The sequence below is a fragment of the Ramlibacter sp. GCM10027632 genome (assembly GCF_042675325.1).
Classification (GTDB): domain Bacteria; phylum Pseudomonadota; class Gammaproteobacteria; order Burkholderiales; family Burkholderiaceae_C; genus Ramlibacter.
Genome location: NZ_JBHTGW010000007.1, coordinates 179,277 through 202,698 on the forward strand (window position 1 = coordinate 179,277; position 23,422 = coordinate 202,698).

The 23,422-nt window shown below is 70.4% G+C and carries 21 protein-coding genes and 2 tRNA genes; 17 read left to right on the plus strand and 6 right to left on the minus strand.

Annotated elements, in window-relative coordinates; all coding sequences use genetic code 11:
- Positions 1–58: 58 nt before the first annotated feature.
- From ACFQZY_RS12515 to rimO, 3 genes are all read left to right on the plus strand, one after another.
- Positions 59–1,450 carry a lactonase family protein gene (locus ACFQZY_RS12515; protein ID WP_377416204.1) on the plus strand — a complete coding sequence of 464 codons (1,392 nt, stop codon included), beginning with the start codon at positions 59–61 and terminating at the stop codon, positions 1,448–1,450.
- A 100-nt stretch (positions 1,451–1,550) separates the two neighbouring features.
- Positions 1,551–2,054 (plus strand): polyhydroxyalkanoate synthesis repressor PhaR, encoded by a 504-nt coding sequence (gene phaR / locus ACFQZY_RS12520; protein ID WP_377416206.1) that lies wholly within the window; start codon positions 1,551–1,553, stop codon positions 2,052–2,054.
- 40 nt (positions 2,055–2,094) lie between these two features.
- Positions 2,095–3,498: a 30S ribosomal protein S12 methylthiotransferase RimO gene (gene rimO, locus ACFQZY_RS12525; protein WP_377416208.1), complete on the plus strand. Its 1,404-nt coding sequence runs from the start codon at positions 2,095–2,097 to the stop codon at positions 3,496–3,498.
- A 117-nt stretch (positions 3,499–3,615) separates the two neighbouring features.
- Here rimO and ACFQZY_RS12530 read toward each other — a convergent pair.
- Together ACFQZY_RS12530 and ACFQZY_RS12535 are read right to left on the minus strand one after the other, a co-directional pair.
- Positions 3,616–3,700, minus strand: a tRNA-Leu gene (locus ACFQZY_RS12530).
- Positions 3,701–3,751: 51 nt separating this feature from the next.
- Positions 3,752–3,836: transfer RNA gene (locus ACFQZY_RS12535), tRNA-Leu, on the minus strand.
- Between the two features lie 18 nt (positions 3,837–3,854).
- On the opposite strand from ACFQZY_RS12535, the gene rnr reads away from it, so the two are divergent.
- Together rnr and ACFQZY_RS12545 are read left to right on the plus strand one after the other, a co-directional pair.
- Positions 3,855–6,128, plus strand: coding sequence for a ribonuclease R (rnr, locus tag ACFQZY_RS12540; RefSeq protein WP_377416210.1), 2,274 nt, complete (start codon positions 3,855–3,857; stop codon positions 6,126–6,128).
- 40 nt (positions 6,129–6,168) lie between these two features.
- Positions 6,169–6,930 (plus strand): SDR family oxidoreductase, encoded by a 762-nt coding sequence (locus ACFQZY_RS12545; RefSeq protein ID WP_377416212.1) that lies wholly within the window; start codon positions 6,169–6,171, stop codon positions 6,928–6,930.
- Here ACFQZY_RS12545 and ACFQZY_RS12550 read toward each other — a convergent pair whose 3' ends face one another.
- The 4 genes from ACFQZY_RS12550 to ACFQZY_RS12565 form a co-directional block, all read right to left on the minus strand.
- Positions 6,931–7,359 (minus strand): Hsp20/alpha crystallin family protein, encoded by a 429-nt coding sequence (locus tag ACFQZY_RS12550; RefSeq protein ID WP_377416214.1) that lies wholly within the window; start codon positions 7,357–7,359, stop codon positions 6,931–6,933.
- Between the two features lie 99 nt (positions 7,360–7,458).
- Positions 7,459–8,889 (minus strand): NAD(P)H-hydrate dehydratase, encoded by a 1,431-nt coding sequence (locus ACFQZY_RS12555; protein ID WP_377416216.1) that lies wholly within the window; start codon positions 8,887–8,889, stop codon positions 7,459–7,461.
- A 41-nt stretch (positions 8,890–8,930) separates the two neighbouring features.
- On the minus strand, positions 8,931–10,202 hold the full coding sequence (locus ACFQZY_RS12560; protein WP_377416218.1) for a D-amino acid dehydrogenase: 1,272 nt from the start codon (positions 10,200–10,202) through the stop codon (positions 8,931–8,933).
- Entirely contained in the window at positions 10,199–11,560 is a 1,362-nt protein-coding gene (locus ACFQZY_RS12565; protein ID WP_377416220.1) for an amidase, read from the minus strand. Before ACFQZY_RS12565 ends, ACFQZY_RS12560 begins: the two co-directional genes overlap by 4 nt.
- A 174-nt stretch (positions 11,561–11,734) precedes the next feature.
- On the opposite strand from ACFQZY_RS12565, the gene rpsB reads away from it, so the two are divergent.
- The 12 genes from rpsB (at position 11,735) to fabZ (ending at position 23,409) form a co-directional block, all read left to right on the plus strand.
- Entirely contained in the window at positions 11,735–12,481 is a 747-nt protein-coding gene (gene rpsB / locus ACFQZY_RS12570) for a 30S ribosomal protein S2 (protein ID WP_377416222.1), read from the plus strand.
- Between the two features lie 96 nt (positions 12,482–12,577).
- Entirely contained in the window at positions 12,578–13,471 is an 894-nt protein-coding gene (tsf, locus tag ACFQZY_RS12575) for a translation elongation factor Ts (RefSeq protein WP_377416224.1), read from the plus strand.
- 88 nt (positions 13,472–13,559) lie between these two features.
- Complete coding sequence (pyrH, locus tag ACFQZY_RS12580; RefSeq protein WP_377416226.1) at positions 13,560–14,279, plus strand: UMP kinase; 720 nt, start codon at positions 13,560–13,562, stop codon at positions 14,277–14,279.
- A gap of 44 nt (positions 14,280–14,323) precedes the next feature.
- Entirely contained in the window at positions 14,324–14,887 is a 564-nt protein-coding gene (gene frr / locus ACFQZY_RS12585; RefSeq protein ID WP_377416228.1) for a ribosome recycling factor, read from the plus strand.
- A 21-nt stretch (positions 14,888–14,908) separates the two neighbouring features.
- Positions 14,909–15,637: a polyprenyl diphosphate synthase gene (gene uppS / locus ACFQZY_RS12590; RefSeq protein WP_377416230.1), complete on the plus strand. Its 729-nt coding sequence runs from the start codon at positions 14,909–14,911 to the stop codon at positions 15,635–15,637.
- A 37-nt stretch (positions 15,638–15,674) separates the two neighbouring features.
- The gene (locus ACFQZY_RS12595) at positions 15,675–16,520 is read left to right on the plus strand and encodes a phosphatidate cytidylyltransferase (protein ID WP_377416232.1); all 846 of its coding nucleotides are present in this window, start codon (positions 15,675–15,677) and stop codon (positions 16,518–16,520) included.
- A 7-nt stretch (positions 16,521–16,527) separates the two neighbouring features.
- Positions 16,528–17,721 carry a 1-deoxy-D-xylulose-5-phosphate reductoisomerase gene (gene ispC / locus ACFQZY_RS12600; RefSeq protein WP_377416234.1) on the plus strand — a complete coding sequence of 398 codons (1,194 nt, stop codon included), beginning with the start codon at positions 16,528–16,530 and terminating at the stop codon, positions 17,719–17,721.
- Positions 17,722–17,758: 37 nt separating this feature from the next.
- Positions 17,759–19,126 carry an RIP metalloprotease RseP gene (rseP, locus tag ACFQZY_RS12605; RefSeq protein ID WP_377416236.1) on the plus strand — a complete coding sequence of 456 codons (1,368 nt, stop codon included), beginning with the start codon at positions 17,759–17,761 and terminating at the stop codon, positions 19,124–19,126.
- Between the two features lie 45 nt (positions 19,127–19,171).
- Positions 19,172–21,466, plus strand: coding sequence for an outer membrane protein assembly factor BamA (gene bamA / locus ACFQZY_RS12610; RefSeq protein ID WP_377416238.1), 2,295 nt, complete (start codon positions 19,172–19,174; stop codon positions 21,464–21,466).
- Positions 21,466–21,975, plus strand: coding sequence for an OmpH family outer membrane protein (locus tag ACFQZY_RS12615; protein WP_377416240.1), 510 nt, complete (start codon positions 21,466–21,468; stop codon positions 21,973–21,975). The genes bamA and ACFQZY_RS12615 overlap by 1 nt, the downstream gene beginning before the upstream one ends.
- Before the next feature lies 1 nt (position 21,976).
- Complete coding sequence (gene lpxD / locus ACFQZY_RS12620; RefSeq protein WP_377416242.1) at positions 21,977–22,972, plus strand: UDP-3-O-(3-hydroxymyristoyl)glucosamine N-acyltransferase; 996 nt, start codon at positions 21,977–21,979, stop codon at positions 22,970–22,972.
- Complete coding sequence (fabZ, locus tag ACFQZY_RS12625) at positions 22,969–23,409, plus strand: 3-hydroxyacyl-ACP dehydratase FabZ (RefSeq protein ID WP_377416244.1); 441 nt, start codon at positions 22,969–22,971, stop codon at positions 23,407–23,409. The genes lpxD and fabZ overlap by 4 nt, the downstream gene beginning before the upstream one ends.
- Positions 23,410–23,422 lie beyond the last annotated feature (13 nt).

Here is a 23,422-nt window from a genome sequence, read left to right on the forward strand (position 1 = left end):
TCCGGCGGGCCCGCGGGTTTGTTACAAATAGACGGATTCCTTGGATGAACCCGCCGCCATGCCCCTGATCCGCCCGACACCCGCCGCCGTCCTGGCCGCCCTTGCCCTGGTCACCGCCGGATGCGGCGGGGGCGCCGGGGGTGGGGCAGGCCCTTCCGGCGGCGTCGCCACCCCGGCCTCCCACGCACTCGGCGGCACCGTCGCCGGCCTCGCCGGGACCGGCCTGGTCCTGCAGAACAACGCCGGCGACGACCTGCCCGTCGCGGCCGACGGCACCTTCACCTTCGCCACGCTGCTGAACGAAGGCGGGGCCTACGCGGTCACCGTCAAGGCCCAGCCCCGCTTGCCCGTCCAGACCTGCAGCGTTACCGGCGGTTCCGGCACGGTGGCCCAGGCCGCCGTGACCTCCGTCCGCGTGGCCTGCGCGTCGCCCGCGGCCCGGGCGCTGTACGTGGCCAATGCCGGGTCCCAGTCGGTCGCCGCCTTCACCATCGACGCCGCCACCGGCGCGCTGACTCCGCTGGGCGCCGCCCCGGTGGCGGCCGGCCGCGATCCCGCCGGGGTCGCCCTCGACCCGGCGGGGCGCTTCGCCTATGTGGCCAACGCCGGCGACGGCACGGTGTCCGGCTACGCGGTCCAGGCCGGTTCCCTCGCGCTGTCGCCCCTGGCACCCGCGGCCGCCGCCACCACGCCCGCGCCGCAGGGCCTGGTCGTCACGCCCGACGGCCGCCGCGCCTATGTCGGCGACGCCTTCGCCGGCAGCCTCGCCGGCCATGCGCTCGACGCCAGCACGGGCGCGTTCACGCCCCTGGCCGGCTCCCCGTTCAACGCCGGCTCGCGCCCCGCGGCCCTGGCCGTCTCCCCCTCGGGCGCCTGGCTCCTGGCGGCCAACGCCGGCAGCGGCAACGTGAGCGTGTTCGCGGTCGACCCCGCCAGCGGGCGCCTGTCCGCCGCCGCCGGCTCGCCCTTCGCGGCCGGTGCCGCGCCGTCCGCGGTGGTGGTCGAGCCGGGCGAGCGCTTCGCCTACGTGGCCAATCGCCAGTCCGCCACCGTCTCGGCCTTCCGGTTCGATGGCGCCACGGGCGGGCTGGTGCCGGTGACCGGCGCCCCTTCGGTGCCGACGGGGCAGGGCCCGGCCGGCATCGCCGCCGAGCCCCGCGGGCGCTTCCTCTACGTGGCCAATGCCGGCACGCACAACGTTTCGGCTTACCGCCTCGATGCCGTCACCGGCGCGCTCACCGAAATCACCGGCTCGCCCTTCGGCGCCGGCCTGTCGCCGCACTCGGTGCGCATCGACCCGGCGGGACGTTTCGCCTTCGTCACCAACGCCGCCTCCAACACCGTCTCGGTGTTCGCGCTCGATGCCACCACCGGCGCGCTCAGCCCGGTGCCCGGCTCGCCCTTTGGCGCAGGCAATTCGCCCGCCGGGCTGGCCGTGCTGGCGCGCTGAGCCTCCGGGATGACCCGCAGGCTGGGCCGCGACGCCTTTCCTACAATGCCTTGCACCCATTCAACATGGCCGGCGCCCCGACCGGCCCCAGGAGTCGCCCGTGCCCGAGAAGAAAGCCAGCGCCGCCAGCAAGCCGGCGCAGCGCGTGATCAAGAAGTACCCGAACCGGCGCCTCTACGACACCAACACCTCCAGCTACATCACCCTCGCCGAGGTCAAGCAGCTCGTGCTGGACAACCAGCCCTTCGTGGTCCGTGACGCCAAGACCAACGAAGACCTGACCCGCAGCATCCTGCTGCAGATCATCCTGGAAGAAGAGGCGGGCGGCGCTCCGATGTTCAGCGAGGCCGCCCTGGCCAACATCATCCGCTTCTACGGCCACGCGATGCAGGGCTACATGGGCACCTACCTCGAGCGCAACGTCCAGGCCTTCACCGACCTGCAGGCCCGCCTCGCCGAGCAGTCCAAGACGGTCACGCCCGAGATGTGGGCGCAGTTCATGAACATGCAGAACCCCTTCATGCAGGGCCTCATGACGAACTACACCGACCAGTCCAAGGCCATGTTCGACAACATGTTCTCGGCCTTCGGCCTCAAGCGCTAGCCGCCAGGCGGGTCTTTTCCCCGTCTGGGACAATACGGGGATGAGCGACATCGCGGCTTCCCCGTCCCCCTCCACGCCGGCCCCCAAGGTCGGCTTCGTCAGCCTGGGCTGCCCCAAGGCACTCACTGATTCCGAACTGATCCTGACCCAGCTCTCCGCCGAGGGCTACCAGACCTCCAAGACCTTCGAGGGCGCCGACCTGGTGATCGTGAACACCTGCGGCTTCATCGACGACGCCGTCAAGGAAAGCCTCGACACCATCGGCGAGGCCCTGGCCGAGAACGGCAAGGTCATCGTCACCGGCTGTCTGGGCGCGCGCAGCGCCGAGGGCGGCGGCAACCTGGTGCAGCAGATGCATCCCTCGGTGCTGGCCGTCACCGGCCCGCATGCCACGCAGGAGGTGATGGACGCGGTCCATACCCACCTGCCCAAGCCGCACGACCCCTTCCTCGACCTGGTGCCCGGCGGCTTCGGCGAGGCCGGCCTCAAGCTCACCCCCCGGCATTACGCCTACCTCAAGATCAGCGAGGGCTGCAACCACCGCTGCACCTTCTGCATCATCCCCTCCATGCGCGGCGACCTGGTGAGCCGCCCCATCGGCGATGTGCTGAAGGAAGCCCGCGCGCTGTTCGAGGGCGGGGTCAAGGAACTGCTGGTGATCAGCCAGGACACCTCGGCCTACGGCGTCGACGTGAAGTACCGCACCGGCTTCCACGACGGCCGCCCCGTGCGCACCCGCCTGCTCGAGCTGGCCCAGGCCCTGGGCGAGATTGCCGAGCCCTACGGCGCCTGGGTGCGCCTGCACTACGTCTACCCGTATCCCTCGGTGGACGAGGTCATCCCCCTCATGGCCAGCGGCCGGGTCCTGCCGTACCTCGACGTGCCTTTCCAGCACAGCCACCCCGAGGTCCTGCGCCGGATGAAGCGCCCGGCCTGCGGCGAGAAGAACCTGGAGCGCATCCTGCGCTGGCGCGAGGCCTGCCCGGAGCTCGTGATCCGCAGCACCTTCATCGCCGGCTTCCCCGGCGAGACCGAGGAGGAGTTCCAGCACCTGCTCGATTTCATGCGTGAGGCGCGCATCGACCGCGCCGGCTGCTTCGCCTACAGCGACATCGACGGCGCCGCCGCCAACCAGTTGCCCGGCATGCTGCCCAAGGAACTGCGTGAGGAGCGGCGCGCCCGCTTCATGGCCGTGGCCGAGGAGGTCTCGGCCGCCAAGCTGCGCGAGCGCGTCGGCGCGACCATGCAGGTGCTGGTGGACTCGGCCCCGGCGCTGGGCCGCAAGGGTGGGGTGGGGCGCTCGTACGCGGATGCGCCCGAGATCGACGGCGTCGTGAAGCTGCTGCCGCCCGAGAAACTGAGCAAGCAGCTCAAGGTGGGCGAGTTCACGAAGGCGCGCATCGTCGGGACTGAGGGCCACGACCTGGTGGCCCTGCCGATCTGAGCCGCGCGCGCAATCGCCGCGCCAAGGAAAAGGCCGCTCCGGGGAGCGGCCTTTTTTCATGTTTAGCCAGGCACAAAAACAAAAGCCGGCTTGCGCCGGCTGTTGTCATTTGTGTCTTGGTGCCCAGGAGAGGACTCGAACCTCCACGATGTTACTCGCTAGTACCTGAAACTAGTGCGTCTACCAATTCCGCCACCTGGGCCAACAAAGAGTTTTTCCTAAGCCTTCAAAGCACGCCATGCGCGCTTATGATTGGTGCCCAGGAGAGGACTCGAACCTCCACGATGTTACTCGCTAGTACCTGAAACTAGTGCGTCTACCAATTCCGCCACCTGGGCATTTCAGGAAAAACAAGATTGTATATCAAAAACTCAGCCTCCTCGGAAAATCACATCCTCGATGAGATCGAGGGCGTCATCCAGGGGCATCGGGATGGCCATGGCTTCGTCGTTCGCGACGATGGCGAGGCCGACCTTTACCTTCCTCCCAACGAGATGCGCGCCGTCCTGCACAAGGACCGGGTCAAGGCCCGCGTGGTGCGCCACGACCGCCGCGGCCGGCCCGAGGGCCGGGTGCTCGAGATCGTCGAGCGCCCCGCGCATCCCATCATCGGCCGCCTTCTGCACGAGAGCGGCGTGTGGCTGGTGGCGCCCGAGGACAAGCGCTACGGCCAGGACATCCTCATTCCCAAAGGCCTGACCGGCACCGCCAAGACCGGCCAGGTCGTGGTGATCGAACTCACCGAGCCGCCCAGCCTCTACGGCCAGCCCGTGGGCCGCGTGAAGGAAGTGCTCGGCGAGATCGACGACCCCGGCATGGAGATCGATATCGCGGTGCGCAAGTACGGCGTGCCGCACGAGTTCTCCGAGGCCTGCATCGCCCTGGCCCGCACCCTGCCGGACAAGGTCCGCCCGCAGGACAAGAAGCACCGGGTCAACCTCACCGACGTGCCCCTGGTCACCATCGACGGCGAGGACGCCCGCGACTTCGACGACGCCGTCTACTGCGAGCCCGCCAAGGTCGGCCGAGGCAAGGGCTGGCGCCTGCTGGTGGCCATCGCCGACGTGAGCCACTACGTGGAGACCGGCAGCGCCATCGACATCGACGCCTACGAGCGCGCCACCAGCGTCTACTTCCCGCGCCGCGTGATCCCCATGCTGCCGGAGAAGCTGTCCAACGGCCTGTGCTCCCTCAACCCCGACGTCGACCGCCTGTGCATGGTCTGTGACATGCTGATCGCCGACAGCGGCGAGATCGCGGCCTACCAGTTCTACCCGGCGGTGATGCACTCGCACGCCCGCTTCACCTACACCGAGGTCGCGGCCATCCTGGCCAACACCCGCGGCCCCGAGGCCCAGCGCCGCAAGGACCGCGTGGGCGACCTGATCAACCTGCACGATGTCTACCGCGCGCTGCTCAAGGCGCGCGAGGCGCGCGGCGCGGTCGACTTCGACACCACCGAGACCCAGATCGTCTGCGACGAGAACGGCCGCATCGAGAAGATCGTGCCGCGCGTGCGCAACGACGCGCACAAGCTGATCGAGGAGGCCATGCTGGCCGCCAACGTCTGCAGCGCCGACTTCATCCAGCAAAGCAAGCACCCGGGCCTGTTCCGCGTGCACGAGGGGCCCACGCCCGAGAAGAAGGACATCCTGCGTGCCTACCTGAAGGCGCTGGGCGTGGGCATGTCGGTCTCCGAGGAGCCGCTGCCCGCCGAGTTCCAGAAGATCGCCCTGGCCACCAAGGACCGCCCCGACGCGCAGCAGATCCAGACCATGCTGCTGCGGTCCATGCAGCAGGCGATCTACACGCCGATCAACAGCGGGCACTTCGGCCTGGCGTACGACGCCTACACCCACTTCACCAGCCCGATCCGCCGTTACCCCGACCTGCTGGTGCACCGCGTGATCAAGGCCATCCTGGGCGAGCGCAAGTACGAGCTGCCGGCCCTGCCCACCCCGGGCGAGGCCCACGAGAAGCTGGCCCGGCGCCTGGCCAGCCGGGCCCCGGCCCACACCCAGAAGCCGAAGAAGCCCACCGGCAACTTCCGCGAGCTGCAGGCCTGGGAGGCTGCCGGCCTGCATTGCAGCGCCAATGAGCGACGGGCCGACGAGGCCAGCCGCGACGTCGAGGCATGGCTCAAGTGCAAGTACATGCGCGAGCACCTGGGCGAGGAGTATTCCGGCGTGGTCACGGCGGCGACCAGCTTCGGCATCTTCGTCACGCTGGACCAGCTGTATGTCGAGGGCCTGGTGCACATCACCGAGCTGGGCGGCGAGTACTTCAAGTTCGACGAGGCCCGCCAGGAGCTGCGCGGCGAGCGCACCGGCATCCGCTACGCCATCGGCACGCGGGTGCAGGTGCAGGTCTCTCGCGTGGACCTCGACGGCCGCAAGATAGACTTCCGCCTCGTGCGCGAAGGCGAGGAGCTCGCCCAGCGCTCCGGCAAGGACAAGCCCGCCTCCGGTGGCACGCCGGCCAAGGCCTCCGACAAGAAGCGCGCCGCCCGCAAGGCGGCGCAGGCGCCGACCCCCGGCGAGCGCGAACGCTCGCCGATCCAGGCGCTGAAGGCCGCTGTCAAGAAGGCCGCCTCGCGCGGCAAGGGCAAACCGAAGAAGAACCGGCGCTGAAGGCGCCCCATCCCGTCATCACCCCAGGAGACAAGAAGAAATGACAGCCAGTTCCCACGGCAGGATCGCGATCGTCACCGGCGGCGGCACCGGCATCGGCAAGGCCGCTGCCCTGGCCCTGCTCGGCGACGGCTGGCGCGTGGCCATCGCCGGCCGCCGCCCCGAGCCCCTGCACCAGGCCATCGAGGAGAGCGGCGCCGGCGACCGGGCCATCGCCGTACCGACCGACGTGACCGACCCGGCCTCCGTCGAGGCCCTGTTCGCCGCCACCGTCAAGCAGTGGGGCCGGGTGGACATGCTGTTCAACAACGCCGGCATCGGCTCCTCGGGCGTGCTGCTCGAAGACCTTTCCATCGACCACTGGAAGCGCGTGGTCGACACCAACCTGAACGGCATGTTCTATTGCCTGCAGCAGGCCTTCAAGGTGATGAAGGCGCAGAGCCCGCAGGGCGGTCGCATCATCAACAACGGCTCGATCTCCGCGCACGCGCCGCGGCCCAACTCCATCGCCTACACCGCCACCAAGCATGCGGTGATGGGCCTGACCAAGACCGCCGCGCTCGATGGCCGCAAGTACGACATCGCCGTCGGCCAGATCGACGTGGGCAACGCCGGCACCGAGCTGGCCCAGCGCATGACGCAGGGCGTGCCCCAGGCCAACGGAGAAATCGCGGTCGAGCCGCTGATGGACGTGCGGCTGGTCGGCGAGTCCGTCCTCTACATGGCGAACCTGCCGCCCAGCGCCAACGTCCTGTTCCACACGGTCATGGCCACGAAGATGCCCTTCGTGGGCCGGGGCTGATCAGGCCACCTCGATGCGGCGCGCGCTGGGCGCTGCCTGCTTGGGCAGCACCAGCTTGAGGATCCCGTTCTCGTAGCGGGCCTGCGCGCCGGCCTCGTCCACCGCCTGCGGCAGCGAGAAGCTGCGGGACACCGAGCCGAAGTAGCGCTCGCTGCGCAGCACCTTCTCGTCGCGCTTCTGCTCGTCGGCCTGGCGCACCTCGGCGCTGATGCTGACCACGTTGCCGTCCACGCTGACGTGGATGTCCTTCTTGTCGACGCCGGGCATGACGGCGTTCACCTCGTAGGCCCGCTCGGTTTCCTTCACGTCGATCGCGACCTGCGAGGGCGCGGGCAGCGGGTCGCCGTGCAGCGGACGCACGAAGAAGCCGGGTGCCATGTCCTTGAAGAAGTCGTCGAACAAGCTGCCGCGGGTGGTGAGCGAACTCATGGAAGCCTCCTGTGGGTTGGGATGGTCGAATTGACTACTTTCACCATAGGGACGGCATTTCGCGCTTTCAAGCGGCCGGCGCGGGCCCGTTGACCTGCCTCAAATCCGGCGCGCCAGCGCCCCGGCCGTGAGCGCCTCGCCCTCCGGCCAGTGATCCGCCGCCGCGCCGTGCGTCCAGGCCGCGTCGCTGGCCGCCTCGAAGGCCGGCTCTCCCGCTGCCAGCCGCGCCGCCAGCACGCCGGCGAGCACGTCCCCCGTGCCGGCGCTGGCCAGGCGGGCGTTGCCGGTGGGGTTCACCTGGGGCGTGCGGCCGGGGGCGGCGATCACCGTGCCCGAACCCTTGAGGAGGGCGACCGCATGGAAGCGGTCCGCCAGCGCGCGCGCCGCCGCCAGACGGTCCGCCTGCACCTGCGCGGCGGACAGCCCCAGCAGGCGCGCCGCCTCCAGCGGGTGCGGGGTCAGCACGGTGGGCCGGTCATGGCGCGCGCCACGGGCGCGCAGCAGCGCCTGCAGGTGCGGGTCGGCGGCGATCGCGTTGAGGGCGTCGGCATCCAGCACCAGCGAGCGGGCCGACGCCAGCGCGCGGGGCAGCAGCCCGCGCACGGTATCGCCGCCGCCGCAGCCGCAGGCCAGGTGCAGGTCGGCGAAGTCCAGCGTGTCGACCGGGCGCAGCATCAGCTCGGGCTGCGAGGTGTCCACCGCGACGCGGCCGCCATCGAGCAGGCCGACGAAGACGCGGCCCGCCCCGGCATGCAGCGCGGCGCTCGCGGCCAGCAGGGCGGCGCCCGTCATGCCGGGCGCGCCGCCGACCACGGCGACGTCGCCCCAGCTGCCCTTGTGCGAGGCGTGCGGGCGCGGGGCGGGCCTGGGGGCGGGGGAGAGGCGGGCGGTCGGTGGCAGCGACGGCGCGACGCCGAGGTCGTCGAACCACACCTGCCCGGCCAGGTCCCGCCCGTGGGCGGTGAACAGGCCCGGCTTGAGCGTGAGCAGCGAGAGCGTGTGGTGGGCGCGGACCGCCTCGCCCTGGCCGGTGTCGGCGTCCAGGCCCGAGGGCAGGTCGACCGCGAGGACCGGGGCGGCGCCGGCCGCCATCGCCGCGCGCCAGCGCGCGCCGGCGCCTTCGAGCGGGCGGCCGGCGCCCAGGCCGAAGAGGGCGTCGATGGCGAGGTCCCAGTGCGCGGGCGGCGCCTCGGCGAAGGTCACGCCGGCTTCGCGGGCGCGGGCCAGCGAGGCTGCGGCGTCGGCCGGCAGGCGGGCTTCCTCACCGAGCCAGGTGACCACGGGGGAACGGCCCCAGGCCTGCAGGTGCATCGCGGCCTCGAAGCCGTCGCCGCCGTTGTTGCCGGGGCCGCAGGCGACCCAGGTGGTGCGGGCATGCGGCGCCAGGGCCAGCGCCAGGCGCGCCACGGCCAGGCCGGCGCGCTGCATCAGCGTGTGCGGGGGAAGGGTGGCCGCCGCCTGCGCCTCGAGGCGGCGGCTGGCGTCGATGTCGAACAGGGGCCAGGCCCGGCCCGGGGTGATGCGGTCCATGGCGGGATCGTAGCGCCGCTGGCGCCACCACCGCCGCCGCCTCAGGCGCGAAGCCTGGAGACGTCCAGCCCCTCGGGGTCGATCGCGGGGGCGCGGCCGGCGATGCGGTCCGCCAGCAGGCGCGCGCTGCCGCAGGACAGGGCCCAGCCGCTCGAGCCATGCCCCAGGTTCAGCCAGACCCCGGGCAGTCCGCTGGCGCCGACCACAGGGGGGCCGTCGGGCAGCATCGGGCGGGCGCCCTTCCAGGCCTGCACCGCGAGGCCGGGGCCGGAGAGCTGGGCGCCGCGCGGAAACCAGTCCTGCAGCACCTGGTAGAGGGTGCGCAGGGCGCCGGGGTGGTGCGTATCGGCGCGGCCCCCGAGCTGGGCGCTGCCGGCCACGCGCAGGCGGTTGCCCAGGCGCGAGATCGCCACCTTGTAGCGTTCGTCCATCAGGCCGCTGCGCGGGGCGTCGAGGGACTCGGCGACGGCGGCGGTGATGGAGTAGCCGTACACGCGGGCCAGCGGCAGCTTCAGGCCGGCCCGTGCCAGCAGGCCGGCCGAGCCGGCGCCGCCGCACATCACGACCGCGTCGAAGGCCTGCGCCTGCGAGGGCTCGCCGCCGGTGGAGACCTGCAGGGTGGTCGGCTCGGCGCGCGCCAGCGGTGCGACATTGGACTGGAAGACGAAGCGCGCGCCCAGGGCCTCGGCCTCCTTCTTCAGCTGCATCGCGAACTGGCGGCAGTTGCCCACGCCGTCGTCGGGCAGGTGGATGGCCGCGGCCAGGGCCTGCCCGGGGTTGAGGGCGGGCTCGACCGCGCGCGCCGCGGCGCCATCGATCTCCTCGAAGCGCACGCCGGCTTCACGCAGCACCGCCAGCCCGGGCTGCACCATCGCCTGCTCGCGTTCGGACCGCAGCAGCACCAGGTAGCCGGCGCTGCGGTCGTACGGCAGGTGCAGGCACGCGGTGAGTTCGTCCATGCGCTGGCGGCTGTAGAAGGCCAGGCGCTGCAGGCGCGCGCGGTTGGCGCGGTAGGTGTCCGGGTCGCAGGCGCGCCACCAGCGCAGCATCCAGCCCATCTCCTGCCAGGACAGCGGCCACGACAGCCGAACCGCCGCATGCGCCCCGAACATCTGCCCGAGCACCTTGCGGGGCATACCCGGCGCGGCCCAGGGCGTGACATAGCCCGGGGCGACCACGCCGGCATTACCGAAGCTGGCCTCCTCGGCGACGGAGGCGTGGCGCTCGAAGACGGTGACCTCGTGGCCGTCCGCCGCGAGCTCGTAGGCCGTGGTGACGCCGACGATGCCGGCGCCGATGATCGCGACCCTCATGCCCGGGCGTCCTGCGCGCGCAGGGCGGCCTCGGCCTGCAGGGCCACGTTCAGCAGGGTGTCGTCGTGCAGGGCACCGTGCCACAGCATCAGGCCCGCCGGCAGCTCGCCGGGCGCCTGGCAGGGCAGGGAGATCGCGCAGCCATCCAGGAAGTTGACCGTGCTCGGGTTGCGAAGCAGCAAGCCGTTCACGCGGAAGAAGGCCTCGTCGCGCTCGGCGCCGGGCGCGACCTCGGCGATGGCGGGGGCGGTGATCGGCACGGTGGGCGAGAGCAGGGCGTCGAAGCCCTCGAGCGCGCGGCCCACGCAGGCCTGCCAGTCGGCGCGGGCGCGCACCAGGTCGATGTACTCGTGGGCCTTCATGCCGGCGCCGCGCTCGATGCGCGCGCGCACCCGCGGGTCGTAGGCGTCGGCATGGCGCGCCAGCAGCGGGCGGTGCCAGGCGTAGCTTTCGGCGGGGGAGAAACCGCCGGTGGCGTTGATGCCGGCCAGCTCGCCCAGTTCGGGCAGGGCGATGGCCTCGATGCGGGCGCCGGCATCGCGCAGCGTGGCCAGGGCGCGCTCGAAGGCGCGGGCCACGGCGGGCTCCAGGGCGTCGAGCATCAGGGTCTGCGGCACCGCCAGGCGGTAGGCCGACAGCGGGGCGCCGCTGCGCACGACCCGGCGGGCGGCCAGCACCTCGTGGGCCAGGACGGCGTCGCGCACCGAGCGGGTGATCGCGCAGGCCGTATCCAGCGTGGTGGACAGGGGCAGGGCGCCCTCCAGCGGCGTGAGGCGGGCCGTGTTCTTGAAGCCGACCAGGCCGCACAGGGCTGCCGGGATGCGGATGGAGCCGCCAGTGTCCGAGCCCAGGCCGATGAAGGCCGCGCCGGTGGCCACCGAAACCGCCGCGCCGCTGGACGAGCCGCCCGGGATGCGGGCGACCTCGCGGTCCGCCGGGTTGGCGGGGGTGCCGTGGTGCGGGTTGGTGCCGACGCCGGAGAAGGCGAACTCGCTCATGTTCGTGCGGCCCAGGACCACGCCGCCGGCGGCCGTGAGCCGGGTCACGGCGCGGGCGTCCCGGGGGGCGGGCGGCGCGTCGGCCAGCACCCGCGAGGCGGCCGGGGTGGGCTGGCCGGCCAGGTCGAACAGGTCCTTGACCGACACCGGCAGGCCGCCCAGGGGCGCGGCGGCGCGCCAGGACTCGGCCGCCTGCTGGCGGGCCGCCTCGGGGAACAGGGCCAGGAATGCGTGGGCGCAGGCCGGGGCGGCGGCGGCATCCAGCGCGCGCCCGGTTTCGGCGGCGGCGGTGGTGCGCCCGGCGCGCAGGGCCTCCAGCGTGGCGGTCAGGTCGGGGAGCCGGGGCGGCAGGGTCTGCATGGGCGCGGTGTGTTAAACTCTTTGGGCTTTGCTGGACGCCGGCCGCATGGTGCGACAGGCGCAGACCCGCAGAGCAAATCGCGAATCCCTCCCATCAAGGTGCTGGCTGTATCCGGACGTATCCGGGGCCGGTTTTCGGGGGCGGATTTTAGACCCAACCTTCAAGGAATCCCCATGTCCGTCACGATGCGTGAAATGCTGGAAGCCGGTGTCCACTTCGGTCACCAGACCCGCTTCTGGAACCCCAAGATGGCTCCGTTCATCTTCGGCCACCGCAACAAGATCCACATCATCAACCTGGAAAAGTCGCTGCCGATGTTCCAGGAGGCGATGAAGTTCGCCAAGCAGCTGTCCGCCAACCGCGGCACCATCCTGATGGTGGGCACCAAGCGCCAGGCCCGTGAGCTGGTGGCTGCCGAAGCCCGCCGCGCCGGCGTTCCCTTCGTCGACCAGCGCTGGCTGGGCGGCATGCTGACCAACTTCAAGACGGTCAAGACCTCGATCAAGCGCCTGAAGGACATGAAGGCCCAGCAGGAAGCCGGCCTGGAGTCCATGTCCAAGAAGGAACAGCTGATGTTCGCCCGCGAGATGGAAAAGCTCGAGAAGGACATCGGCGGCATCCAGGACATGAACACCCTGCCCGACGCCATCTTCGTGATCGACGTGGGCTTCCACAAGATCGCCGTGGCCGAGGCCAAGAAGCTGGGCATCCCCCTGATCGGCGTGGTGGACTCCAACCACTCCCCCGAGGGCATCGACTACGTCATCCCCGGCAACGACGACTCCTCCAAGGCCGTCACCCTGTACGCCCGTGGCATCGCCGACGCGATCCTGGAAGGCCGCGCCAACGCCGTCAATGACGTCGTCAAGGCCGTGGCCGAAGGCGGCGACGAGTTCGTGGAAGTGGCCGAAGGCGCCTGATCGCCCCACGAGCCGATTCGCACGGCAGACAAAGGGGCTCGCGAGCCCCTTTTTTACAACCGGATCCGATCTGATTTGAACGTTACGAGGTAAGAAATGGCTGCAATCACCGCAAGCATGGTCGCCGAACTGCGCGCCAAGACCGACGCCCCCATGATGGAGTGCAAGAAGGCCCTGACTGAGGCCGATGGCGACATGGCCAAGGCCGAAGAGATCCTGCGCGTCAAGCTGGGCAACAAGGCTGGCAAGGCCGCTGCCCGCGTGACCGCCGAAGGCGTGGTGTCCTCCTACATCGACGGCACCACCGGCGCGCTGCTGGAAACCAACTGCGAAACCGACTTCGTCACCAAGAACGACAGCTTCCTGGCCATGGCCAAGGCCGCTGCCGAACTGATCGCCAAGCACAACCCCGCCAACGTCGAAGCCCTGGGCGCCCTGGCCTACTCGCAGGACGGCTTCGGCCCCACCCTGGAAGACGTGCGCAAGGGCCTGATCGGCAAGATTGGCGAGAACATGTCCTTCCGCCGCTTCAAGCGCTTCGAAGGCGGCGCCAAGCTGGCCGCTTACCTGCACGGCACCCGCATCGGCGTGGTCGTCGAGTTCGATGGTGACGAAGTCGCCGCCAAGGACGTCGCCATGCACGTGGCCGCCATGAAGCCCGTGGCCCTGACCAGCGCCGACGTGCCCGCCGAGCTGATCGAGAAGGAGCGTTCGGTCGCCACCGCCAAGGCTGCCGAGTCCGGCAAGCCGGCCGACATCGCCGCCAAGATGATCGAAGGCTCGGTGCAGAAGTACCTGAAGGAAGTCTCGCTGTTCAATCAGCCCTTCGTGAAGAACGACAAGCAGACCGTCGAGCAGATGCTCAAGGCCGCCTCCACCAACGTGAAGGGCTTCACCCTGTACGTGGTGGGCGAAGGTATCGAGAAGAAGGTCGACGACTTCGCCGCAGAAGTCGCCGCCCAGGTCGCCGCCGCCAAGGCCGGCGCCTGATGACCGCCCGGGTGGCCGGCCGGCCACCCGCCACTTCCTCCACGCCCAATCGCTACACTCAACCCGTCTTTCCCAGGAGCCCCTTCCCATGTCCGCACAGCCCGCCCACAAGCGCATCCTGCTGAAGCTGTCCGGGGAGGCGCTGATGGGGGATGATGCCTTCGGCATCAACCGCGCCACCATCGTGCGCATGGTCGAAGAGGTCGCCGAGGTGGTGAACATGGGCGTGCAGGTGGCCGTCGTCATCGGCGGCGGCAACATCTTCCGCGGCGTGGCCGGCGGCTCCGTGGGCATGGACCGCGCCACCGCCGACTACATGGGCATGCTGGCCACGGTGATGAACTCCCTGGCCCTGGCCGACGCGATGGACAAGCAGGGCCTCACCGCCCGCGTCATGTCCGCCATCGCCATCGACCAGGTGGTCGAGCCCTATGTGCGTCCCAAGGCACTGCAGTACCTCGAGGAGGGCAAGGTGGTGGTCTTCGCGGCCGGCACCGGCAACCCCTTCTTCACCACCGACACCGCCGCCGCCCTGCGCGGCGCCGAGGTGGGCGCCGAGCTGGTGCTCAAGGCGACCAAGGTGGATGGCGTCTACTCCGCCGACCCCAAGAAGGACCCCTCGGCCACGCGCTACTCGACGATCAGCTTCGACGAGGCCATGAGCCGCAACCTGGGGATCATGGACGCCACCGCCTTCGCGCTGTGCCGCGACCAGAAGCTGCCGATCAAGGTGTTCTCCATCTTCAAGAACGGCGCGCTCAAGCGCGTCGTGATGGGCGAGGACGAGGGCACCCTGGTCCACGTCTGACGCCACGTATTGACGCCCTGTTTGATCGACCTGCGAGAACCGACATGAGCACGATTGCCGAGATCAAGAAGACCGCCGAGACCAAGATGCACCAGAGCATCGAGGCCTTCAAGAACAACCTGACCAAGATCCGCACGGGCCGCGCCAATCCCGCGCTGCTGGACACCGTGCAGGTCGATTACTACGGCTCGATGATGCCGATCAGCCAGGTGGCCAACGTCTCGCTGCTGGACGCCCGCACGATCAGCGTGCAGCCCTGGGAAAAGGGCATGGGCCCCAAGATCGAGAAGGCCATCCGCGAGAGCGACCTGGGCTTGAACCCCGCCTCCATGGGCGACCTGATCCGCGTGCCCATGCCCCCCATGAGCGAGGAGCGCCGCAAGGAGATGACCAAGCTGGTGCGCACCGAGGGCGAGGGCGCGAAGGTCGCCATCCGCAACCTGCGCCGCGATGCCAATGAGCACGTGAAGAAGCTGGTCAAGGACAAGCTGGCGTCCGAAGACGACCAGAAGCGTTCCGAGGCCGACATCCAGAAGGTCACCGACAAGCACATCGCCGAGATCGACGTGCTGGTGGCGGCCAAAGAGCAGGACATCCTGGCCGTCTGAGGCCCCAGGTCTAAGGTCTTCGTGACCCAGGTCCCGCACCACATCGCCATCGTTATGGATGGCAACGGCCGATGGGCCACCCGGCGCTTCCTGCCGCGCGTGGCCGGCCACAAGGTGGGCGTGGACGCCCTGCGCGCCTGCGTGCGCCACTGCGGTGACCGCGGCGTCAAGGTCCTCACCGTCTTCGCCTTCTCCTCCGAGAACTGGAACCGTCCGGCCGACGAGGTCTCGGGCCTGATGGAACTGCTGGCCCTGGCGCTCTCGCGCGAGGTGCCGGCCCTGAAGACGGAGGGGGTCCGCATCCACTTCATCGGCGACCGCGCCGGCCTCTCGCCCAAGGTGCAGGCCGGCCTGGCCCAGGCCGAGGCCGCCACCGCAGGCAACGACCGCCTGGTGTTCAACATCTGCTTCAACTACGGCGGCCGCTGGGACATCGTGCAGGCCGCCCGCAAGCTGGCGCAGGCGGGCCAGGAGGTCACCGAGGAGAGCATGTCGGCGGCCATGGCGCTGTCGCACGTGCCCGACCCGGACCTGGTGATCCGCACCGGCGGCGAGTACCGCATCAGCAACTTCCTGCTCTGGCAGTCGGCCTACGCCGAGTTCCATTTCTCCGACAAGCTCTGGCCCGAGTTCGGCGCCGCCGAACTCGACGCCGCCATCGCCGACTTCGCCGGCCGTGAGCGCCGCTTCGGCAAGACCTCGGACCAGGTGCGCCCCCCGCGCACGCCCGCCGGCCGCAAGGCGGCCTAGGCGCCTTCCTCCCACCACCCGACACGGCCAGCGATCCATGCTGAAACAGCGCGTCATCACGGCCGTCATCCTGCTGGCCATCCTCCTGCCGGCCCTGTTCTGGCCCACGCCGCTGCCGTTCGCGGCGGTGGTGCTCGTCCTGCTCGCCGCCGGCGCCTGGGAGTGGGGCCGCCTGAACCAGCTCTCGCAACCCGCCTCGCTGGCCTGCGCCGCGGCCTGCCTGGCCCTGTGCGCCGCCTCCTGGTCCGCCGGCCTGGTGGCGCGCCCGCTGCCGGGCCTGTGGGCCACCGCCGGCGCAGCCTGGGTGCTGGGGGGCGCGCTGATGCTGCGACGGGGTGTGGCCGGCTGGCCGCACATCCCGCTGGCGCTGCGCGTGCCGGGCGGCATCCTGGCGCTGTGGCTGGCGTGGCTGGCCGTGGCCCAGGCCCGGGCCATCGGCATCAACTTCCTGCTGTCGGTCTTCGTGCTGGTCTGGGTGGCCGACATCGCCGCGTACTTCGCCGGCCGCGCCTTCGGCCTGAGGTTCACGAGGAACAAGCTGGCCCCCGCCATCAGCCCCGGCAAGAGCTGGGAAGGCGTGTGGGGCGGCATGGCCGGCGTGCTGCTGCTCGCCGCCGCCTGGACCTGGGCCGACGCCGCGTGGCAGGCCCCGGTGGCCAGCCTCTACACCCGCCTGGCCGAGCGCGGCGCCTGGGTCCTGGTGATCGCCGCCGTCTTCATGGCCGCCATGAGCGTGGTGGGCGACCTGGTCGAATCCCTCGTCAAGCGCGCCGTGGGCGCCAAGGACTCCAGCTTCCTGCTGCCGGGCCACGGCGGCGTGCTGGACCGGGTGGATGCCCTCTTGCCGACGCTGCCGCTGGCGATGATGCTGGCGACACTCTGATCCTTCGATGAACAAGCAACGCATCACCGTCCTGGGCTCGACCGGCTCCATCGGCACGAACACCCTGGACGTCATCGCCCGCCACCTTGACCGCTTCGAGGTCTTCGCCCTCAGCGCCGCGCGCCAGGTCGACCTGATGCTGCGCCAGTGCGCGCAGTTCCGCCCGCGCTTCGCGGTGATGGCCGACGCCGCCGCCGGCCGCGAGCTGGCTGCCCGCCTGGAGGCCGAGGGCCTGCCCACGCGCGTGCTGGCCGGCGCCGACGCGCTCGAGCGCATCGCGGGCCACGAGGAGGTCGACGCGGTGATGGCCGCCATCGTCGGCGCCGCCGGCCTCGCGCCCTGCCTGGCGGCGGCCCGCGCCGGCAAGCGCCTGCTGCTGGCCAACAAGGAGGCCCTGGTGGTCGGTGGCGAGGTTTTCCTCGCGGCCGTGAAGCAGGGCGGGGCCACGCTGCTGCCGATCGACAGCGAGCACTCGGCGATCTTCCAGTCGCTGCCCGAGGACCCGGCCAGCTGGGACGCGCGGGTCGAGAAGATCATCCTCACCGCCTCGGGCGGGCCGTTCCGCACCTGGGAGCCGGCGCGCCTGCGCGAGGTCACCCCCGAGCAGGCCTGCGCCCACCCCAACTGGGTGATGGGCCGCAAGATCTCGGTGGACTCCGCCACCATGATGAACAAGGCGCTGGAGGTGATCGAGGCGCGCTGGCTGTTCGGCCTGCCGCCCGCGCGCCTGGAGGTGGTGATCCACCCGCAGAGCGTGATCCACTCGATGGTGCAGTACCGCGACGCCTCGGTCGTCGCGCAGCTGGGCACGCCGGACATGCGCGTGCCCATCGCCTACGGCCTGTCCTTCCCCCAGCGCATCGAGTCCGGCGCCGCGCGCCTGGACTTTTCCAGGCTGGCCGACATGCAGTTCGAGTCCCTGGACAGCCGCGGCCACCGCGAGCGCTTCCCCGGCCTGCAACTGGCCTGGGACAGCCTGGAGGCTGCTCCCGGCACGACCGCGGTGCTCAATGCCGCCAACGAGGTGGCGGTCGACGCCTTCCTCGCGCGCCGCATCCGCTTCGACCAGATCCACGCCCTGAACCTCGCCACGCTCGAGGCGGTGCCGCCGTCGCCGCCGCAGGGCCTGGACGACCTCCTCGCGCTCGATGCCCGGACGCGCCAGGCGGCGCAGGCCGCCATCGGCCGGCTGTCCCATTGACCCGGCACCGGGCCCGCGCTGAACCTACGCCGCTGCCATGCTCACCGTCATCGCCTTCATCGTCGCCCTGGGCCTGCTGATCGCTGTCCATGAGTACGGGCACTACCGCATGGCCGTCGCCTGCGGCGTCCGGGTGCTGCGCTACTCCGTCGGCTTCGGCCATGTGCTGGTGCGCTGGAAGCCGCGCCGCCAGCACCCGGGGCAGGACACCGAATTCGTCATCAGCGCCTTCCCCCTGGGCGGCTACGTCAAGATGCTCGACGAGCGCGAGGGCCCTGTCGCGCCCGAGGAGCGCCATCGCTCGTTCAACGCCGCCTCGCTGAAGGCGCGGGCCGCCATCGTCGCCGCCGGCCCGCTGGCCAACCTCGGCCTGGCCGTCCTGATCTACGCCTTCGTCGCCTGGTGGGGCGTGCAGGAGCCGAGCCCGGTCCTGGCCAGCCCGGTCGCCGGCTCGGTCGCCGAGCGCGCCGGCCTGCGCGGCGGCGAACGCGTCCAGGCCGCGGCCTTCGAGGACGAGGAGATGGAGCCGGTCGAGTCCTTCGACCAGCTGCGCTGGCTGCTCACGCAGGGTGCGCTGGACGGGCGCGACCTGCGCCTGCAGGTGGCCGAGGGCAGCGGCTCGCGCGAGCTGCGCCTGCGCCTGTCCATCGTCGACGCCAAGGAGGCCGACGCGCGCCTGGCGCGCACCATCGGCCTGCTGGGCCCGCTCACCCGGCCGGTGATGGGGGACGTGGTGTCCGGCAGCGCCGCCGAGCGCTCCGGGCTGCGCAAGGGTGACCTGGTGCTCGCCGTCGGCGCCCATCCCATCGTCGACGGCCAGCAGCTGCGCGAGTGGATCCGCAGCCAGGTGCGCGAGGGCGAAGGCCAGACCGTCGACTGGCGCGTGCAGCGCGACGGCCGAGAGGTCACGCTCGCCGTCACGCCTGACATCGTCCGCGACAAGGGCGTCGCCATCGGCCGGATCGGCGCCTATGTCGGCTCGCCGCCCGAGATGGTGGAGGTTCGCGAGGGCCCGCTCGACGCGCTGGCCAGCGGTGTCGTGCGCACCTGGGAAGTTTCCGGGCTCACGCTGCGCATGATGGGCCGCATGCTGGTGGGCGAGGCCTCGCTGAAGAACCTGAGCGGGCCGCTGACGATCGCCGACTACGCGGGCAAGTCGGCCAGCCTGGGGCTCACGCAGTACCTGGTGTTCATCGCGCTCATCAGCGTGAGCCTGGGGGTGCTGAACCTGCTGCCGCTGCCGGTCCTCGATGGGGGGCACCTGATGTATTATCTTTGGGAGGCGGTGACGGGCAGGGGCGTCTCGGACGCCTGGATGGAACGCCTGCAGCGCGGAGGCATGGTGGTCCTCCTGGTCATGATGTCCATCGCGCTGTTCAACGACGTGACCCGCCTCTTTGGTTGAAATTAGCCGTCTCGTCCGCACGCGGCGCGGGCCCTTCCTGAATCCATGAAGAAACAATTCCAGCGCGCTCGCGCGCGTACCGTGGCGAGCGTGATCGCGATGGCCTTCGCGGCCCAGGCCTGGGCGGTCGAACCGTTCAACGTGCGCGACATCCGCGTCGAGGGCCTGCAGCGTGTCGAGCCCGGCACCGTCTTCGCCTCCATCCCCGTGCGCGTGGGCGAGCGCTACGACGACGACAAGGGCACCGCCGCTATCCGCGCGCTGTTCGCCCTCGGCCTGTTCAAGGACGTGCGCCTCGAGGTGCAGGGCGACGTGCTCGTGGTGATCGTCGAGGAGCGTCCCACCATTGCCGCGGTCGACTTCATCGGCACCCGCGAGTTCGACAAGGACACCCTGCGCAAGGCGCTGCGCGACATCGGCCTGGCCGACGGCCGCCCCTTCGACCAGGCCCTGGCCGACCGCGCCGAGCAGGAGCTCAAGCGCCAGTACATCAACCGCAGCCTGTACGGTGCGGAGGTGGTGACCACCGTCACACCGGTCGAGCGCAACCGGGTGAACGTGAGCTTCACCGTCAACGAGGGCGAGACCGCCAAGATCAAGGACATCCGCATCGTGGGCGCGAAGGCGTTCCGCGAGAGCACCCTCAAGGACCTGTTCGACCTGGACACCGGCGGCTACCTGTCCTGGTACACCAAGTCCGACCGTTACTCCCGCGTCAAGCTCAACGCCGACCTGGAGACCCTGCGCTCGTACTACCTGCAGCGCGGCTTCATGGAGTTCCGCATCGACGGCACCCAGGTCGCGATCTCGCCGAACAAGCAGGAGATCACGATCACCGTGAACGTCACCGAGGGTGACCGCTTCGTCGTCAGCGGCGTGCGCCTGGAGGGCAACTTCCTGGGCCGTGACGAGGAGTTCAAGTCCCTGATCACGATCCCGGTGGGCGAGCCGTACAACGCCGACCGCGTGACCGAGACCACCAAGGCCTTCACCGAGTTCTTCGGCAACTTCGGCTACGCCTTCGCCCAGGTCGAGGCCCGCCCCGAGGTGGACCGCGCCACCAACCGCGTGACCCTGGTGCTGGCGGCCGACCCGTCGCGCCGGGCCTACGTGCGCCGCGTCAACATCGGCGGCAACACGCGCACCCGCGACGAGGTGATCCGCCGCGAGTTCCGCCAGCTGGAGTCCAGCTGGTACGACGGCGACCGCATCAAGCGCTCGCGTGACCGCGTCGACCGCCTGGGCTTCTTCAAGGAGGTCAACGTCGAGACCGCCGAGGTGCCGGGCGCGCCCGACCAGGTGGACCTGGTCGTCAACGTCATCGAGAAGCCCACCGGCAGCGTGCAGCTGTCCGCCGGCTTCTCCAGCGCCGAGCGCCTGGCCCTGGGCTTCGGCGTGCGCCAGGAGAACGCCTTCGGCTCGGGCAAGTACCTCAGCGCCGAGCTGAACACCAGCAAGTACAACCGCGTGCTGGCGGTCAGCACCTTCGACCCGTACTTCACCCCTGACGGCATCTCGCGCACGCTGGATGCCTACCACCGCAACAGCCGGCCCTACAACAACCAGGGCGGCAACTACTCCCTGGCCACCACCGGCGCGAGCGCGCGCTTTGGCGTGCCGTTCAGCGAACTGGACACGGTGTTCTTCGGCGCTGGCGTCGAGCAGACCCAGATCCGTCCCGGCACCGCCATCCCGGCTGCCTACCTGGCCTACGCCGAGGAGTTCGGCTACACCAGCCGCACCCTGCCGCTGACCCTGGGCTGGTCGCGCGACAACCGGGACAGCGCCCTGGCGCCCACCACCGGCCGGCTGCAGCGCGTCAGCGGCGAGGCCGGCGTCGCCGGCGATGCCCGCTACCTGCGCGGCAACTACCAGCTGCAGCAGTACTTCCCGATCAACAAGCAGTACACGCTGGCCTTCAACGGCGAGCTGGGCTGGGGGCAGGGCCTGAGCGGCCGTCCCTTCCCGGTCTTCAAGCACTTCTACTCCGGCGGCCTGGGCTCGGTGCGCGGCTTCCAGCAAGGCACGCTCGGCCCGCGCGACGTCACCGGCGCCTCCATCGGCGGCCCCAAGCGCCTGACGCTGAACACCGAGGTCATCACGCCGTTCCCGGGCGCCGGCAACGACCGAACCCTGCGCCTGTATGGCTTCGTCGACGTCGGCAACGCGTTCGGCGAGGAGCAGAAGTTCACCCTGAACGACCTGCGCGCCTCGGTGGGCCTGGGCGTGTCCTGGATCTCGCCGGTCGGCCCGCTGCGTTTCGCCGTCGCGAACGCGGTGCGCAAGTTCCCGGGCGATAAAATCCAGAAAGTCCAATTCCAGATCGGAACCGCCTTCTAATGAAGAAACTGATTCGCCAAGCAGCCGCCGGCATCCTGGGTACCGTGATCCTGGCCGCCCCGGCCCTCGCGCAGGAGTTCCGTGTCGGCTTCGTCAACACCGACCGCATCTTCCGCGAGGCCAACACCGCCAAGGCGGCCCAGACCAAGCTGGAGCAGGAGTTCTCCCGCCGCGAGAAGGAAATCAACGACCTGGGCACCACCCTCAAGACCGCTTCCGACAAGTTCGAGCGCGAGGGTCCCACGCTGTCCGAGAGCCAGCGCGTGGCCCGCCAGCGCCAGCTCGTCGAGCAGGACCGCGAGTTCCAGCGCAAGCGCCGCGAATTCCAGGAAGACCTCAACGCCCGCAAGAACGAGGAGTTGCAGCAGGTCCTCGAGCGCGCCAACCGCGTGGTCAAGCAGGTCGCCGAGGCCGAGAAGTACGACCTGATCCTGCAGGAGGCGGTCTACATCAACCCCAAGCACGACATCACCGAGAAGGTGATCAAGGCCCTCAACGCGAGCAAGTGACGTGGCCCTCACCCTGGGCGACATCCACCAGGCACTCGGCGGCGAGCTTCACGGCGACGCCGCCGTTTGCATTGAGGCGCTCGCTCCCCTCGAAAGCGCCACCCCTTCGCAGCTCAGTTTCCTGAGCAACCCCAAGTACCAGTCGCAGCTGGCCGCCTCCCAGGCGGCCTGCGTCATCGTCTCGCCCGCGATGCGCGAGGCGGCCCTGGCGCGCGGCGCGGCCCTGGTGGCCGACGACCCGTACCTGTACTTCGCCCGCCTCACCCAGCTGTGGAAGCAGCGCCATGCCCGCCCCGAGGGCCCGCGCATCCACCCCAGCGCGGTCATCGACCCCGAGGCGGTGATCGATCCCACGGCCCGCATCGGCGCGCTGTGCGTCGTCGAGCGCGGCGCGCGCATCGGCGCCTACACCGTGCTCAAGTCGCGCGTGACCGTGAGCGAGGACTGCGTGATCGGCGAGCGCTGCCTGCTGCACCCCGGCGTCGTCATCGGCGCCGACGGCTTCGGCATCGCGCCGACGAAGCAGGGCGCCTGGGAGAAGATCGAGCAGCTCGGCGCCGTGCGCATCGGCAATGACGTCGAGATCGGCGCCAACACCTGCATCGACCGCGGCGCCCTGGCCGACACCGTCATCGAGGACGGCGTCAAGCTCGACAACCTGATCCAGGTGGGCCACAACGTCGTCATCGGCAAGCACACCGCCATGGCCGGCTGCGTCGCCGTGGCCGGCAGTGCCCGCATCGGCGCACACTGCACCATCGGCGGCAAGAGCGGCATCGTGGGCCACCTCACCATCGCCGACCACGTGCACGTGGGCGCCATGTCGCTCGTGAGCCGCTCCATCAGCCAACCCGGCCAGTACGCCGGCGTGTTCCCCCTGGACGACAAGTCCTCCTGGGAGCGCAACGCCGCCACCCTCCGCCAGCTGTCCACGCTGCGCGATCGCATCAAGGCGCTGGAAAAAGCCCTCGCCGCCACCCCGAAGAACACACCATGATGGACATCCACCAGATCCTCAAGCAACTGCCGCACCGCTACCCCATCCTGCTGGTGGACCGCGTCCTCAGCATCGAGAAGGGCCAGCGCATCGTCGCCCTCAAGAACGTCACCATCAACGAGCCGTTCTTCACTGGCCACTTCCCGCACCGCCCGGTGATGCCGGGCGTGCTGATGCTCGAGGCCCTGGCCCAGGCCGCGGCGCTGCTGTCGTTCGACACCCAGGGCGTCACGCCCGACGACAAGACCGTCTACTACTTCGCCGGCATCGACGGCGCCCGCTTCAAGCGCCCGGTGGAGCCGGGCGACCAGCTCACGCTCGACGTGACCCTGGAGCGCGCCAAGGCCGGCATCTTCAAGTTCAAGGGCACGGCCCGCGTGGGAGATGAGGTGGCCTGCGAGGCCGAACTCATGTGCACCATGCGCCGCATCGCCTGACCGGAGGGCCGCG